The following is a 14634-nucleotide window of genomic DNA, read 5'->3' as shown; positions in this document are numbered from 1 at the left end:
GCCGGCGTCAGCGGACGGGGTGGCCGGCCTCGCGCAGGGCCTCCTTGACCTCGCCGATCCGCAGGTCGCCGAAGTGGAAGACGGAGGCCGCGAGGACCGCGTCGGCGCCCGCGGCGACGGCCGGCGGGAAGTCGGCGAGCTTGCCGGCGCCGCCGGAGGCGATCAGCGGGACGGTGACGTGCTTGCGGACCGCGGTGATCATCTCCAGGTCGTAGCCGTCCTTGGTGCCGTCGGCGTCCATGGAGTTGAGCAGGATCTCCCCCGCGCCCAGTTCGGCGGCCTGGTGGGCCCATTCGACGGCGTCGATGCCGGTGCCGCGCCGGCCGCCGTGGGTGGTGACCTCGAAGCCGCCGCTCGGAGTGCGGCGGGCGTCCACCGACAGGACCAGGACCTGGCGGCCGAAGCGCTCGGCGATCTCCCGGATCAGCTCGGGGCGGGCGATCGCCGCCGTGTTGACGCCGACCTTGTCGGCGCCCGCGCGCAGCAGCTTGTCCACGTCCTCGGCGGTGCGGACGCCGCCGCCCACGGTGAGCGGGATGAAGACCTGCTCGGCGGTGCGGCGCACCACGTCGTAGGTGGTCTCGCGGTTCCCGGACGAGGCGGTGATGTCCAGGAACGTCAGCTCGTCGGCGCCCTCGGCGTCGTAGACCTTGGCCATCTCGACGGGGTCGCCCGCGTCGCGCAGGTTCTTGAAGTTGACGCCCTTGACGACCCGGCCGTTGTCCACGTCCAGGCAGGGGATGACTCGGACCGCCAGGGTCATGAAGTCACGGCTCCTTGGTGATTTCCTCGGAATGCTTCCAGTTCCACCGAGACCAGGACGCGGGGGTCGACGAACCCCTCGACGACCAGCACGGTGGTGACCGGTCGCACCCGGTCGAACAGCTCCTTGTGGGCCCGGCCGACCTCGTCGACGTCGCGGGCGTGGGCGAGGTGGACCCGGGTGCGGACCACGGACTCCACGCCCAGCCCGAACTCGCCGATGGCCTCGAGCGCGGTGGTGAAGGCGACCTTGGCCTGCTCGTACGGGTCGCCCTCGCCGTAGAGCACATCGCCCTTGAACGCGGTGGTGCCCGCGACCAGGACGAGGTCGCCCGCCGCGACGGCGCGAGCGAAGCCGAAGGACTCCTCCCAGGGGTTTCCGCTCTGCACACGCCGCACGGCATCGATGGTCATCGCGACACAGCCTCCAGGGCCTCTTCCAGGGTGAATGCCTTCGCGTACAGGGCCTTCCCGACGATGGCGCCCTCGACACCGAGGGGGACCAGCTCGGCGATCGCCCTGAGGTCGTCCAGCGAGGACACCCCGCCGGAGGCGACGACCGGGCGGTCGGTGGCGGCGCAGACGTTCTTCAGCAGCTCCAGGTTGGGGCCCTGCAGGGTGCCGTCCTTGGCGATGTCGGTGACGACGTAGCGGGCGCAGCCCTCCTTGTTGAGGCGCTCCAGCGTCTCGTAGAGGTCGCCGCCGTCGCGGGTCCAGCCGCGGCCGCGCAGGGTGGTGCCGCGCACATCGAGGCCGACGGCGATCTTGTCGCCGTGCTCGGCGATGACCTTGGCGACCCACTCGGGGGTCTCCAGGGCGGCCGTGCCCAGGTTGACGCGGGTGCAGCCGGTGGCGAGCGCGGCGGCGAGGGTCTCGTCGTCGCGGATGCCGCCGGACAGCTCCACCTTGATGTCCATGGCCCGGGTGACCTCGGCGATCAGCTCCCGGTTGTCGCCGGTGCCGAACGCGGCGTCCAGGTCGACCAGGTGCAGCCACTCGGCGCCCGAGCGCTGCCAGGCGAGGGCGGCCTCGAGCGGCGAGCCGTAGGAGGTCTCGGTGCCGGACTCGCCGTGCACCAGACGGACGGCCTGGCCGTCGCGGACGTCGACGGCGGGGAGGAGTTCGAGCTTGGCAGCCATCAGAGGGTTCCGATCCAGTTGTTCAGCAGCTGGGCACCGGCGTCGCCGGACTTCTCGGGGTGGAACTGGGTGGCCCACAGGGCGCCGTTCTCCACCGCCGCCACGAACGGCTTGCCGTGCGTGGCCCAGGTGACCTTGGGCGCCTGCATCGCCGGGTTGTGCGCCTCCAGCTGCCAGTCGTGGACGGCGTAGGAGTGCACGAAGTAGAAGCGGGTGCCGTCGTCGAGACCGGCGAACAGCTGGGAGCCGGGCGCGATGTCGACGGTGTTCCAGCCCATGTGGGGCACGACGTCGGCCTCGAGCGGGCCGACCGTGCCGGGCCACTCGTCCAGGCCCTCGGTCTCGACCCCGTGCTCGATGCCGCGGGCGAACAGGATCTGCATGCCGACGCAGATGCCCATCACGGGGCGGCCGCCGGACAGCCGGCGGTCCACGATCCAGTCGCCGCGCGCCTCCTTCAGCCCCTGCATGCAGGCGGCGAAGGCACCGACGCCCGGCACCAGCAGGCCATCGGCGTTCATGGCCTTGTCGTAGTCGCGGGTGATCTCGACGTCCGCACCCACGCGGGCGAGGGCGCGCTCGGCGGAGCGCACATTGCCGAAGCCGTAGTCGAAGACCACGACCTTCTTGGTGGTGCTCACCTCACACCTCCAGCCTGAGGACGCCGGCGAGGAGGCACATCGCGGCGCCGATGGAGAGCAGCACGATCAGGCTCGTGGGCATCTTCTGCTTGACGAAGGAGATGATGCCGCCGACGAGGAAGAGCCCGACCACGATCAGGACGGTCGAGAGCCCGTTCACAGCGCACCCTTGGTGGACGGAATGATCCCTTCCGCGCGCGGGTCGCGCTCGCAGGCGTAGCGCAGGGCCCGGGCCAGGGCCTTGAACTGGCACTCCACGATGTGGTGCGCGTTGCGCCCGTAGGGCACGTGCACGTGCAGCGCGATCTGGGCCTGGGCGACGAAGGACTCCAGGATGTGCCGGGTCATCGTCACGTCGTACTCGCCGATCATCGGCGCCATGTTCTCCGGCTCGGTGTGCACCAGGTAGGGGCGGCCGGAGAGGTCGACGGTGACCTGCGCGAGGGACTCGTCCAGCGGGACCGTGCAGTTGCCGAAGCGGTAGATCCCCTTCTTGTCGCCGAGCGCCTGCTTGAAGGCGGCGCCCAGCGCGAGGGCGGTGTCCTCGATGGTGTGGTGGGAGTCGATGTGCAGGTCACCCTCGGTCTTCACGGTCAGGTCGAACAGACCGTGCCGGCCGAGCTGGTCGAGCATGTGGTCGTAGAAGCCGACCCCGGTGGAGATCTCGGTCCGCCCGGTGCCGTCGAGGTCTATCTCGACCAGCACCGAGGTCTCCTTGGTGGTGCGCTCCACGCGTCCAACGCGGCTCATTCGCTCTGCTCCTTCTTGATGTCCCGTACCGCGTCGAGGAACGCGTCGTTCTCCTCCGGAGTGCCGGCGGTGACCCGCAGCCACCCCGGCACGCCGTTGTCCCGGACCAGGACGCCCCGGTCGAGGATCCGCTGCCAGGCCCGGTGGGCGTCGTCGAACCGGCCGAACTGCACGAAGTTGGCGTCCGACTCGATCACCTCATAGCCGATCGCCCGCAGCTCGGCGACCAGCCGGTCCCGTTCGGCCTTCAGCTGCTCGACATAACCGAGCAGCATGTCGGTGTGTTCCAGGGCGGCCAGCGCGGTGGCCTGGGTCACCGCCGAGAGGTGGTAGGGCAGCCGGACCAGCTGGACGGCGTCCACCACCGCCGGGTGGGCGGCCAGATAGCCGAGGCGCAGCCCGGCCGCGCCGAACGCCTTGGACATGGTCCGCGAGATCACCAGGTGCGGCCGGCCCTCGAGCAGGCCGAGCAGCGAGTCGCCGTGGCTGAACTCGATGTACGCCTCGTCCACCACCACCATCGACGGCTTGGCCGCCTGCGCGGCCTCGTACAGCGCGAGGACGGTCTCGCGCGGCACCGCGTTGCCGGTGGGGTTGTTGGGGGTGGTGACGAAGACGACGTCCGGCTGGTTCTCGGCGATCGCCTTCTCGGCGGCGGGCAGGTCGATGGTGAAGTCGTCGGCGCGCGGGCCGGACATCCAGCCGGTGCCGGTGCCGCGCGCGATCAGGGCGTGCATCGAGTACGACGGCTCGAAGCCGATCGCGGTGCGGCCCGGGCCGCCGAAGGTCTGCAGCAGCTGCTGGATGACCTCGTTGGAGCCGTTGGCCGCCCAGACGTTCTCCACGCCGACCCGGTATCCGGAGGTGCGGGTCAGGTACTCGGCGAGGCGGGTGCGCAGCTCCACCGCGTCCCGGTCCGGGTAGCGGTTGAGGCCGCGGGCGGCCTCGCGGACCCGCTCGGCGATCCGCTCGACCAGCGGCTCGGGCAGCGGGTAGGGGTTCTCGTTGGTGTTCAGCCGTACGGGCACGTCGAGCTGGGGCGCCCCGTAGGGGGACTTGCCGCGCAGCTCGTCCCGCACGGGCAGGTCGTCGATCCTCACGTCGCTCACTTGCTCTCGGGCACCTTCCAGCCGAACCTCGCCTTGATCGCCGCGCCGTGCGCCGGGAGGTCCTCCGCCTCCGCCAGCGTCACCACGTGGTGCGCGACCTCGGCCAGCGCGTCCTCGGTGTAGTCGACGATGTGGATGCCGCGCAGGAAGGACTGCACGGACAGGCCGGAGGAGTGGCAGGCGCAGCCGCCGGTGGGCAGGACGTGGTTGGATCCGGCCGCGTAGTCGCCGAGCGAGACGGGTGCCCAGGGGCCGAGGAAGATCGCGCCGGCGTTGCGCACCCGGTCGGCGACGGCGGCGGCGTCGGCGGTCTGGATCTCCAGGTGCTCGGCGCCGTAGGCGTCGACCACCCGCAGGCCCTCGTCGATGCCGTCGACCAGCACGATGGCGGACTGCTTGCCGCTGAGGGCGGGCACGATCCGGTCGTCGATGTGCTTGGTGGCCTTGACCTGCGGCTCCAGCTCCCTCTCCACCGCGTCCGCGAGCTCGGCGGAGTCGGTGACCAGGACGGCGGCGGCCAGCGGGTCGTGTTCGGCCTGGCTGATCAGGTCGGCGGCGACGTGCACCGGGTCGGCGGTGGAGTCCGCGAGGATCGCGATCTCGGTGGGGCCGGCCTCGGCGTCGATGCCGATCTTCCCGGTGAAGTAGCGCTTGGCGGCGGCGACCCAGATGTTGCCGGGGCCGGTGACCATGTTCGCCGGCGGGCAGGACTCGGTGCCGTGCGCGAACATCGCGACGGCGGTGGCGCCGCCGGCCGCGTACACCTCGTCGACGCCGAGCAGCGCGCACGCCGCGAGGATCGTCGGGTGCGGCAGGCCGCCGAACTCGGCCTGCGCCGGCGAGGCCAGCGCGATCGACGGGACGCCGGCCTCCTGCGCCGGGACCGCATTCATGATCACGGACGAGGGGTAGACCGAGCGGCCGCCGGGCGCGTACAGGCCCACGCGGTCGACGGGCACCCACTTCTCGGTGACCGTGCCGCCGGGCACGACCTGGGTGGTGCGGGTGGAGCGGCGCTGCTCGCGGTGGACGAGCCGGGCGCGGCGGATGGACTCCTCCAGGGCCGCCCGCACGGCCGGGTCCAGCTGCTCGAGGGCGTCGGTGAGCGCCTGGGTCGGCACCCGGACGCTTTCCAGCCGCACCCCGTCGAACTTCTCGGCGAAGTCGATCAGCGCCGCGTCGCCACGATGATGCACGGCCTCGCAGATGGGACGCACCTTCTCCAGGGCGGCCGCGACGTCGAAGTCGGCTCGGGGCAGCAGGTCACGCAGGGCGGGGCCCTCGGGGAGGGCGTCGCCGCGCAGATCGATTCGGGAGATCACGTGCCCAATTCTCTCAGACCCGCGCGCGGGGACGTCCGCGCGGTCCAATGGCTGATACGCGTGTCACGCGGTGACCCTCCGCACACATCGGCGCGATCCGTCTCACGTTCCGTGTTCAAGCGGTGACATGACCGGGCACAACGGCTGTACGAAGCGATGAACCAGCAAGTAGCTGGGGAGGAGGGGGCAGTCGTGGCCACAGGGGCGGGACCGGGGGCCGCGCGGCCGCCGGAGGACCTGACCGCCGTCGAGGCGGGCATGTGGCAGGCGTTCCGCAGCGGCAGCCTGTACGACCTGAGCAGCGGCGACACGGTCGTGGACGATCCGCACGGGGGCCACCCGTGGGGGCCGGAGCGCACGGTGCGGGCGCGCGTCGTGTGCTGGCTGCTGCTGGACGGCCCGCCCGCGCTGGCCGGCCGGGTCTCCTCGCTGAAGCTGGCCGGGGTGCTGATCAGCGGCACGCTGGACCTGGCCGGCGGCGCCGTGGTCCCGTACGTGGAGCTGCGCGGCTGCCGCTTCGAGCGGGAGGTGCTGCTGCCGGAGGCCCGCTTCACCACGGTGCGGCTGGTGGACTGCGCGGTGCCGCGCCTGGAGGCCGCCCGGCTGCACACCGAGGGCGATCTGCATCTGCCGCGCTGCCGCTTCCTGCGCGGCATACGGCTGACCGACGCCCGGATAGGCACCGATCTGCTGCTCAACCAGGCGGTGGTGCACCGCGACCGCAGCGGCCGCTCGCTCGCCGGGGACGGCCTGACGGTCGGTCAGGACCTGCAGGCGGAGATGCTCCAGTCGCACGGGGAGCTGAGCCTGCGCGGCGCCACGATCGGCGTCTCGCTGAACCTGCGCGGGGCCCGGCTGCTCAACCCGAACACCCGGCACGCGCTCAACGCGCCCCAGCTGACGGTCGGGCGGTCGCTGTATCTGACCCCGGCGGGCCTCGGCCCCCACGCGAGGAGCGGGATGACCCCGGCGCGCGGCACCCGGATCCAGCGCTTCGAGTGCCAGGGCGGGGTGCGGCTGGACGACGGGCGCTTCGGGGACGCGGTGGACCTCGAGGGGGCCCGGTTCGCCTTCACCGACGAGCAGGAGCTGTCGATGCGCCGGGTGCAGACGCCCGAGCTGCGCTTCCTCTGCGAGCGTCCGGTGCGCGGCCAGGTGGTGCTGTCGGGGGCCCGGGTGGTGAACCTGATGGACCGGGTGGACAGCTGGCCCGGCCCGGGGCGGCTGCAGATGGGCGGCTTCACCTACGAGAACCTGGTGCCGCGCGGGCCGTTCCCGCTGGAGAAGCGGATCCGGTGGGCGGGGGCGGCGAGCGCCGAGTACAACCCGGAGCCCTACGAGCGGCTGGCCGCCGTGCTGCGGGAGGGCGGCGCGGACGAGGACGCCCGCGAGGTACTGCTCGCCAAGCAGCGCAGGCGCCGCGAGAGCCTGCCGCTCGCGGCCAAGCTGTGGGGGTACGCCCAGGACTGGACCGTCGCCTACGGGTACCGGCCGGGCCGGGCCGCGGTGTGGATGGCGGTGCTGTGGGCGGCCGGCTCGGTGGCCTTCGCCCGCGCCGACCATCCGCCGATCAAGGAGGGCGAGCACCCGGCGTGGAACCCGTCGCTGTTCGCCCTGGATCTGCTGCTGCCGGTCATCGACCTGGGCCAGGTGGGTTTCTGGCAGCTGCGCGGCGGCTGGCAGTGGCTGGCGGCGGCGTTCATCCTGATGGGCTGGATCCTGGCGACGACGGTGGCGGCGGGCGCGACCCGCACGCTGCGGCGCAACTAGCCAGCTGGCTAGCGCCCGCGGGCCGGAGTTCTCGGGCGGTATGCCCCGGCCGGGCTGGGCATCCCCTGCTCCGCCCGCCCGCCTGACGTTGTTTTACCTGCCCTTGACCGGCCGCAGTACAACTTTCCGCGACTTCGGCGATGCCTCTGGCGCGCCTGTGACCAGCGGACTTTCAATGGTTGGACCATGGCTCTGCTGCACGCGTTCACCCGCTCTCCCCGGGTGCGAAGAAGGGCGGCTCCCTCGCCCGCCGTCGGCGCCGTGCTGCCCGCCGACGACGAGGTGCTGCTCGACGCGCCCGACGACGCGCTGGGCCCGGCGCTGGTCGGTGCCGCGCAGGGGGACTTCGTCCCGGCCGCGGAGCTGCTCGCGGCCACCCGGCGCACCAAGGCCTGGGAGCGCCGCGACCGCTACGTACGGCGCCTGGCGGTCTTCGCGCGGTCGCGGCCCGGCTGGCTGACCTCCTGGCGGGCCGCCGCCCCGCACGACGGGGACGCGCTGCTGGTCGACGCCCAGGTGGCGGTGGACCGCGCCTGGGACTCCCCCGCGCGCACGGAACTGCTGCGCGAGGTGAGCCCGCTGATCACCGCGGCGGCCAAGGCGGACAACGGTGACCCGGTGCCCTGGCGGCTCGCCCTGGACCACGCCCGGGGCGCCCGCGCCGGCCACACCTACTTCGAGGATCTGTGGGCGGCGGCCGTCCGCCGCGCCCCGCACCACTACGGCTGCCATGTCGCGGCCCTGAGCTATCTCGCGTCCTCCTGGCACGGCTCGCACCGCGAGTGCTTCGATTTCGCCGAGCTGGCCGCCCAGGACGCGCCGGACGACTCGCTCACCCAGGCGCTGCCGCTGCGGGCGGCGTTCGGCTACCTCACCGACGGCTGCGGTCCCCCGCTGCCGCGGGCGCGGCTGGAGGCGGCGGCCGACCGGGCCGTGGCCCTGTCCGCGCGGTTCCCGGCGGGCCACGCCTGGCCGGCCGAGCCGCGCAATCTGCTGACGTATGTGCTGGTCCGCCTGGAGCGCTGGGCGGAGGCGCTGGAGCAGCTGGGCCTCATCGGCGTGTACGCCACGAGCTTCCCCTGGGACCGGGACGCGGACGATCCGCTCGGCCGGTTCCTCCAGGTGCGCCGGGAGGTGCGGGCGGCCTTGGCCACGGGTCGCGGGCGCGGCCATCCACTCCGTGAACGGGGACGGCACGTGCGCTCCGGCGACCATTAGGCTTTTGCGTCGTGACCACCGTCCGGCTCCCGCTCTTTCCCCTGAACTCGGTGCTGTTCCCGGGGCTCGTGCTTCCGCTCAACGTCTTCGAGGAGCGCTACCGCGCCATGATGCGCGACCTGCTGAAGACGCCCGAGGACGAACCCCGCCGGTTCGCCGTCGTGGCGATCCGTGACGGGCACGAGGTCGCGCCGAGCGCCCCCGGCATGCCCGACCCGACGGCGCTGCCGGAGCGCGGGCCCGCGGCGGGCTTCGGCCCGGATCCGATGAAGGCCTTCCACAAGGTGGGCTGTGTGGCCGACGCGGCGACGGTCCGGGAGCGGGCGGACGGCACCTTCGAGGTCCTGGCGACCGGGACGACCCGGGTGAAGCTGCTGTCGGTGGACGCCTCCGGGCCGTTCCTCACCGCCGAACTGGAGCCGGTCGCCGAGGAGCCGGGCGACGAGGCGGGGGCTCTGGCGGAGGGCGTGCTGCGGGCGTTCCGGCAGTACCAGAAGCGGCTGGCGGGGGCGCGGGAGCGGTCGCTGGCGACCGGCGCGGAACTGCCGGACGAGCCGGGCGTCGTCTCCTATCTGGTCGCCGCGGCGATGGTGCTGGACACGCCGACGAAGCAGCGGCTGCTGCAGGCACCGGACACCGCGTCCCGGCTCCGCGACGAACTGAAACTCCTGCGCGCGGAGACGGCGATCATCCGTAGCCTGCCGTCGTTGCCCGCGCCGGATCTGACGCGCGGCCCGACGCATCTCAACTGAGGTCTGTGCCTGATGGCGAAGAAGTCCAAGAAGCAGCAGTCCGGCGGGACGCCGGCGACGGTGGCCCTGGCCGCGGCGGGCGCCGAGTTCACGCTCCACTCCTACGAGCACGACCCGTCCCACCCCTCCTACGGCGAGGAGGCGGCCGAGGCCATGGGCGTCTCCCCCGAGCGGGTGTTCAAGACCCTGGTCGCCGAGGTCGACGGCCGACTGACGGTGGCCGTCGTGCCGGTGGCGGGCCAGCTGGACCTGAAGGCCCTGGCGTCGGCGGTGGGCGGCAAGCGGGCGACGATGGCCGACCCGGCGCTCGCGGAACGCACCACCGGCTATGTCCGCGGCGGCATCTCGCCGCTGGGGCAGCGCAAGAAGCTGCCCACGGTCCTGGACGAGTCGGCGACGGGCCACACCACGATCTGCGTCTCGGCGGGCCGCAGGGGCCTGGAGGTGGAACTCGCCCCGGACACCCTGGCCAAGCTGACCTCGGCGACGCTGGCGCCCATCGCCCGCCCGTAGCCTCCCCGGGCGCCCGCGCAGGGCCTCTCGGCGAGCGCCGCGGGCGGCTCCCGGCGGGCGCGTGTTTTCGGACGTGCTTCCGGCGTTCGCGCGGGGCCCCTCGACGTCCCTCTCCTCCTCGGCTATCGAGAAAGGACATGTCGAAGAGGACGCGCAAACGCAGGTGGCGTACCAGGAAGGGCCGCGCGAACCACGGGCGCCGGCCGGCGTAGGAATCCGAGGTATCCGAGGTATCCGAGGTACCCGTCGTCCGCCGGCGAGCCGCTGCGGACGGCGTCATGCACGGGCGCGACGTACCGGGCCCCGGTCCCCGTACCGGACGTACGAGGGCCGGGGCCCGGTGCTGCGTCGCGGGGCCCGGAGTTCTCCGGCGCCCGGTGCCGCTTCTTCCGTTGCGTTGCCCGGTGCTACTTCTCCAGGCGCACGGTGCTGTTCTGCTCCGGGGGCGGCGGGAAGTGCTCGGGGTCGCGCGGGCCGAACAGGGCCGTCAGGCCGAGGTGCAGCACAAGCGCCGCCATGGACCAGGCCAGCAGTGCCCCCTTCGCGCCCAGTTCGAGCGGCGCGTCGAAGGCGACGCCCCGGCCCGCCTCCCGGGCCTGGGCGATCAGGTCCTGGTCCGGTCCCAGCCACACGCCGACCCGCCAGGCCAGCAGCGAGCCCAGCAGCCCGCCGAGCGCCATCCCGGCCACCAGCGGCACTCCCCCGCGCCGCCGCAGCAGGAAGACGACCAGCCCGCTCACCACGCCGAAGCCCAGGGCCAGCAGGGTGAAGGTGCCGTCGGCGCCCACCGCCTGCTCGCCCTCGGTGTCCTTGACGTAGACGACCCAGCTGTCGCCGGTCACGTCGCCCACGTACGCCACGCGCGGCGCCAGCCACCACCACAGCAGGCCCAGCAGCACCCCGCTGAGCGCCACCGCGACCGCCGTCACCACGGCTTCCCGCATCTCCGTCTTCATCCCGGGCCCGTCCTGCCCGTACCACCCGAGCCCGGTGTCCGCGGCATGCCCCGGCTTCCCCGGCCCGGCGTCCTTGGGCGTCGCCGCCGCGAGCTGCCCCGCGGCGGGCGACGACGGCGACTGACCCCGCCACCCGTCGGGCGAGGAGTGTTCGTGCGGCGGTGGTGGTGTCAGAGGTGCGCTCACCCTGCCCATCGTGCCAGGCTCCGCCCCGGCGTGTGTCACCGGACGGCGGCCCTGCGGTAGGCCCAGGTGGCGACGCCCAGCGAGAGCACCCCGACCACCCCGCACACGGCGAGGTCGCCGAGCACCAGCCCCCAGCCGGGCTGCGCCTCGAAGGTGCGGGCGAAGGCGTCCACCCCGTAGGTCGAGGGCAGCAGGTCCCGGGCGAGGCGCACCGCCTCGGGCATCCGCTCGGCCGGCAGCACCCCGAGCAGCAGCGCGGCGGACATGCCCAGCTGCCCCAGCAGGGTCGCCAGTTCCGGCCGCGGGGCGAGCAGGCCCAGCGCCGCCCCTAGCCCGGCGAGCGCGGCCCCGGCGAGCGGGATCACCGCGGCCAGCACCCACAGATGCGCCAGCGGCAGCCCGAACAGCACGCAGCCGAACACGGCCGTCACCACGGTCCCGGGCACGGTGAACGAGGCGTATGCGCCGGCCGCGCCCAGCACCACCGCGGCCGGCGGCACCGGCAGCGTGGCGTAGTGGTCGAGCCCGCCGCTCGCCCGCAGCTGCCCGAAGTACTGCGCCAGCAGGTTCAGCGCCACGAAGGCGACGACCAGCACCGAGGAGCCGGCGACCACCGCCCGCGCCTCGCCGCCGCCGTCGACGACCCCGCGCATCAGGATCATGATCCCGACCGACTGGAAGGTCGCCACGAACAGCAGCGGGATGCGCGCCACCCGCGCCCGGGACAGCTGCGCCCGGTACACGGCCGCCAGCGAGGGCCACAGCCGTGCCCGCGGACCGAGCTCGGCCGGCCGGCCGGCGGTCTCCTCCGCGGCCAGGACGCCGCCCGGCAGGACATCGGCGGGTACGACACTCACGTCGTGCTGCTCCCCTTCGCCAGAAGATGCGCTCGCAGGGTCCCCGGGAGGTGCGTCCGGTCCCGCCGAGGCGGTCGCCCTGTTCCGTACGGATGCCGTGCCGGGTGTGCTCACCGTGCCGCTCACGCCTTCACCAGCCCTCGCCGCACGGCTCCGCCGAGCGCCAGATAGACGTCCTCCAGGCTGGGCGTGGCCAGCGTGAAGTCGTCCAGGGCGGCGAAGGCGGCCCCGCCGGTGACGGTGGCGACGACCGTACGGGCCTCCTCGGGGGCGAGCCGCAGGGTCCACCGGCGGCCCGACTCGGCCGCCCGGTCCCGCAGCGCGGCGACCTCGGGCACGTGCAGCGGCGCGGCCTCGCGCCACACCAGCTCGACCCGGACCTCGCCGGCGACCTGCTCCTTCAGCCCGGCGGGGCTGTCGCAGGCGATGACCCGGCCCCGGTCGAGCACGGCGACGCGGTCGAGGACGGTCTCGGCCTCGATGACGTTGTGGGTGACCAGCAGCACCGTGGTGCCGTGCTCGGCGCGCCGCCGGTCGACGGCGGACCACACGGCGCGCCGCGCCACCGGGTCCATGCCGGTGGTGGGCTCGTCGAGCACCAGCAGGGGGCGCTCGCCCACCAGCGCGGCGGCGAAGCAGGCGAGCCGCCGCTGGCCGCCGGAGAGCTTGCGCAGCGGGCGGCCGGCCAGCGCGGTCAGGCCCAGCTCCTCCAGCACCGCGTCGCGCTCGGCCCGCGCCCGCCGGACGCCGAGGCCGCGCAGCCGTCCGGTGGTCTCGGCGGCGAGGGACACGGTCAGCTCGTCCAGCGCGGTGGACTCCTGGCCGAGGTAGGCGAGGATGCGGGAGGCGCGCTCGGGGTGGCGGACGATGTCGTGGCCGAGGATCTGAACCGTGCCGCGGTCGGGGCGCATAAGCCCGGTGAGCTGGCGCACCAGGGTGGACTTGCCGGCGCCGTTCGGCCCGAGCAGTCCGAAGATCTCCCCGCGCCGGATGTCGAGGTCCACGTCGTCGGTGGCCCTGACCTCGGGCGTCGCCGGCACCCCGCGGCGGCCGCGCGCCGCCGGGTAGGTCTTGGTCAGCCCGCGCACCGTGCACACGGCCTCACCGCCGTGCCGGAATGCCTGTGCCGCGCGCGTACTCACAAGGGACGAGACTACGGGGTCGGCGGGCCCGCCCGGTTTCCGGGGCGGAGGTTACTCGGCGGCCGCCGCCCGCTCGGTGCCGGTGCGCACGTCGATCTCTCGCCAGAATCCCGCACGGATGGCGTAACGGTCGCGCTCGTCGATCTGGTCGTCCTTGTGGGCGAGCAGGCCGAAGCGGGCGGCGTAGCGCAGCAGCTCGCCGTCGATGCGGTGCGGGATGCGCGGGTACATGCCGGACAGCCTCTGCAGGTGGCTCTGGTCGCCGAGACGTTCCACCCAGCGCCGGGCGAAGACCTGCCCCACCTCGTAGGGGTCGCCGCCGACGGTGGTGATGTCCTCCTCGCGGTCGGCCCACCGCTGCTCGGCGGTGGTGAGCTGGGCGAGCGTCGGCATGGACGCGGCCTCGGGGGGCTCGGTGACGGGCCGGTCCACCCAGCCCTTGTCGGAGGACCAGCGCAGGGTGGCGGAGGCGGGCGGCGCGGGCGGCGCGGCGGTGCCGGGGGCGCGCAGGGCGGCCAGGTCCTTCGGGGTGGGCACGGCCCTGGCCACCGGTGTGCGCTCCGCCGAGCCGTTGGACACGGCGGGCGCGGGGTGCGCGGCCGGCTGGGCGGCGCGTTCGGAGGCGGCGGGGAGCGCGGACTCGGGCAGCGGGGCGGAGAGGATCGCGGCGATCTCGGGGCGGGCGACGGGCGGGGGCGCGCACACCCCGCTGATGTCCTTGGCCCGTACCGCCTTGACGATCCAGGCCCGGTCGAGCACCCGGCGCTCGTCGGCCTCGGCGACCAGGTCCTCGGACTGGTTGTAGTCGCCGTCGGCGGCCTGCACGGCCCACAGGTGGACGGCGACGCCGTGCTCCTTGGCGGCCATCATGCCCGGCAGCAGGTCGCCGTCGCCGGTGACCAGCACGATGTCGGAGCAGGCGCGGTTGCGGGCCAGTTCGGTCAGCTCGGCGTGCATGGCGGCGTCCACGCCCTTCTGCGCCCAGCGGCCGTCACTGCGGGTGAGGGCGCCGAGCCGGACGGTGACCCGGGGCATCACGCGCAGCCGCCGGTGCTCGGGCTGCGGGACGCGGTCGGGCGCGCCGTCGAACCAGTAGATGCGCAGCAGCGGCTGCTGGGTGTCGGACTCGGCGCGTTCGCGCAGGCCCTGGATGAGAGCGGCGTGGTCCACGGTGATCCGGGACCGTGAGGGTTCCCCGGCGAGGAGACTTGCGGCGGCCCCCAGCAGATACCCGGCGTCCACCAGGACGATGCAGCGGTCCACGCGATCCACCCTCTTTCCGGGAGGTTTGCTTCGGGCTTGAGTCGAGTCTGCCCGACCGTGCCGGGGTTAACGGCTCGAACTCGATCTTCGGCGTGGCGTTTCCACACTTCCTCCCCCGACCGCACTTGTGACACACGGTAATTGTCCGACTCGCGCGCGTTATACGACTATGTGAACCTGGTTCCGGCCCTGGCCCCTAGATGAATGAGTCCAAGGGATCGCCTGCGGACATGAGACGAGGGCGTCCAACGTCG

16 protein-coding genes are annotated in these 14634 nt (G+C 73.4%); 4 read left to right on the top strand and 12 right to left on the bottom strand.

The genetic code is table 11. The annotated features are described in order from the left end of the window. Positions 1–7: 7 nt before the first annotated feature. Genes hisF through hisD form a run of 8 tightly spaced genes read right to left on the bottom strand, consistent with a single transcriptional unit; the run spans position 8 to position 5723 of the window. Positions 8–763, bottom strand: a complete 756-nt coding sequence (gene hisF, locus ABD207_RS09855) for an imidazole glycerol phosphate synthase subunit HisF (protein WP_344011674.1) — start codon at positions 761–763, stop codon at positions 8–10. Further along, on the bottom strand, positions 760–1176 hold the full coding sequence (locus ABD207_RS09850) for a RidA family protein (protein WP_344011672.1): 417 nt from the start codon (positions 1174–1176) through the stop codon (positions 760–762). Before ABD207_RS09850 ends, hisF begins: the two co-directional genes overlap by 4 nt. After that, positions 1173–1901: a bifunctional 1-(5-phosphoribosyl)-5-((5-phosphoribosylamino)methylideneamino)imidazole-4-carboxamide isomerase/phosphoribosylanthranilate isomerase PriA gene (priA, locus tag ABD207_RS09845; RefSeq protein ID WP_344011670.1), complete on the bottom strand. Its 729-nt coding sequence runs from the start codon at positions 1899–1901 to the stop codon at positions 1173–1175. Before priA ends, ABD207_RS09850 begins: the two co-directional genes overlap by 4 nt. Further along, entirely contained in the window at positions 1901–2542 is a 642-nt protein-coding gene (gene hisH / locus ABD207_RS09840) for an imidazole glycerol phosphate synthase subunit HisH (RefSeq protein WP_344011668.1), read from the bottom strand. The genes priA and hisH overlap by 1 nt, the downstream gene beginning before the upstream one ends. Position 2543: 1 nt before the next feature. Then, a complete protein-coding gene (locus ABD207_RS09835; RefSeq protein ID WP_167994775.1) occupies positions 2544–2702 on the bottom strand; it encodes a hypothetical protein in 159 nt (52 codons plus the stop codon). Next, on the bottom strand, positions 2699–3292 hold the full coding sequence (gene hisB, locus ABD207_RS09830; RefSeq protein WP_344011666.1) for an imidazoleglycerol-phosphate dehydratase HisB: 594 nt from the start codon (positions 3290–3292) through the stop codon (positions 2699–2701). The genes ABD207_RS09835 and hisB overlap by 4 nt, the downstream gene beginning before the upstream one ends. Beyond that, positions 3289–4401 (bottom strand): histidinol-phosphate transaminase, encoded by a 1113-nt coding sequence (locus ABD207_RS09825; RefSeq protein ID WP_344011664.1) that lies wholly within the window; start codon positions 4399–4401, stop codon positions 3289–3291. The genes hisB and ABD207_RS09825 overlap by 4 nt, the downstream gene beginning before the upstream one ends. Continuing rightward, on the bottom strand, positions 4398–5723 hold the full coding sequence (gene hisD / locus ABD207_RS09820; RefSeq protein WP_344011661.1) for a histidinol dehydrogenase: 1326 nt from the start codon (positions 5721–5723) through the stop codon (positions 4398–4400). The genes ABD207_RS09825 and hisD overlap by 4 nt, the downstream gene beginning before the upstream one ends. Before the next feature lie 192 nt (positions 5724–5915). Here hisD and ABD207_RS09815 point away from each other — a divergent pair, with 192 nt between their 5' ends. The 4 genes from ABD207_RS09815 to ybaK all read left to right on the top strand — a co-directional run bounded on the left by ABD207_RS09815 (position 5916) and on the right by ybaK (position 9976). Beyond that, positions 5916–7493 carry an oxidoreductase gene (locus tag ABD207_RS09815; protein ID WP_344011659.1) on the top strand — a complete coding sequence of 526 codons (1578 nt, stop codon included), beginning with the start codon at positions 5916–5918 and terminating at the stop codon, positions 7491–7493. Between the two features lie 186 nt (positions 7494–7679). Then, positions 7680–8711 (top strand): hypothetical protein, encoded by a 1032-nt coding sequence (locus ABD207_RS09810; protein WP_344011657.1) that lies wholly within the window; start codon positions 7680–7682, stop codon positions 8709–8711. An 11-nt stretch (positions 8712–8722) separates the two neighbouring features. Next, positions 8723–9463 carry an LON peptidase substrate-binding domain-containing protein gene (locus ABD207_RS09805; RefSeq protein WP_344011656.1) on the top strand — a complete coding sequence of 247 codons (741 nt, stop codon included), beginning with the start codon at positions 8723–8725 and terminating at the stop codon, positions 9461–9463. Between the two features lie 12 nt (positions 9464–9475). Then, the gene (ybaK, locus tag ABD207_RS09800; RefSeq protein WP_344011654.1) at positions 9476–9976 is read left to right on the top strand and encodes a Cys-tRNA(Pro) deacylase; all 501 of its coding nucleotides are present in this window, start codon (positions 9476–9478) and stop codon (positions 9974–9976) included. Between the two features lie 407 nt (positions 9977–10383). On the opposite strand, the gene ABD207_RS09795 is transcribed toward ybaK, so the two are convergent. The 4 genes from ABD207_RS09795 to ABD207_RS09780 all read right to left on the bottom strand — a co-directional run bounded on the left by ABD207_RS09795 (position 10384) and on the right by ABD207_RS09780 (position 14380). Beyond that, the gene (locus ABD207_RS09795) at positions 10384–11118 is read right to left on the bottom strand and encodes an AAA family ATPase (protein WP_344011652.1); all 735 of its coding nucleotides are present in this window, start codon (positions 11116–11118) and stop codon (positions 10384–10386) included. A 35-nt stretch (positions 11119–11153) separates the two neighbouring features. Next, positions 11154–11975, bottom strand: a complete 822-nt coding sequence (locus ABD207_RS09790; protein WP_344011651.1) for an ABC transporter permease — start codon at positions 11973–11975, stop codon at positions 11154–11156. 122 nt (positions 11976–12097) lie between these two features. Then, positions 12098–13072 (bottom strand): ABC transporter ATP-binding protein, encoded by a 975-nt coding sequence (locus tag ABD207_RS09785; protein ID WP_344011753.1) that lies wholly within the window; start codon positions 13070–13072, stop codon positions 12098–12100. Positions 13073–13168: 96 nt separating this feature from the next. After that, on the bottom strand, positions 13169–14380 hold the full coding sequence (locus ABD207_RS09780) for an NYN domain-containing protein (protein ID WP_344011649.1): 1212 nt from the start codon (positions 14378–14380) through the stop codon (positions 13169–13171). Positions 14381–14634 lie beyond the last annotated feature (254 nt).

Source organism: Streptomyces thermospinosisporus, assembly GCF_039526425.1.
In the GTDB taxonomy this organism is placed as follows: Bacteria; Actinomycetota; Actinomycetes; order Streptomycetales; family Streptomycetaceae; genus Streptomyces; species Streptomyces thermocarboxydovorans.
The sequence above is the reverse complement of the archived record's forward strand: the minus strand, read 5'-3'. Positions and strand labels throughout refer to the sequence as shown.

Bases quoted from the DNA above. Each gene is read 5' to 3' on its own strand.
- hisF (WP_344011674.1), bottom strand. From the start codon at position 763: ATGACCCTGGCGGTCCGAGTCATCCCCTGCCTGGACGTGGACAACGGC.
- ABD207_RS09850 (WP_344011672.1), bottom strand. From the start codon at position 1,176: ATGACCATCGATGCCGTGCGGCGTGTGCAGAGCGGAAACCCCTGGGAG.
- priA (WP_344011670.1), bottom strand. From the start codon at position 1,901: ATGGCTGCCAAGCTCGAACTCCTCCCCGCCGTCGACGTCCGCGACGGC.
- hisB (WP_344011666.1), bottom strand. From the start codon at position 3,292: ATGAGCCGCGTTGGACGCGTGGAGCGCACCACCAAGGAGACCTCGGTG.
- ABD207_RS09810 (WP_344011657.1), top strand. From the start codon at position 7,680: ATGGCTCTGCTGCACGCGTTCACCCGCTCTCCCCGGGTGCGAAGAAGG.
- ybaK (WP_344011654.1), top strand. From the start codon at position 9,476: ATGGCGAAGAAGTCCAAGAAGCAGCAGTCCGGCGGGACGCCGGCGACG.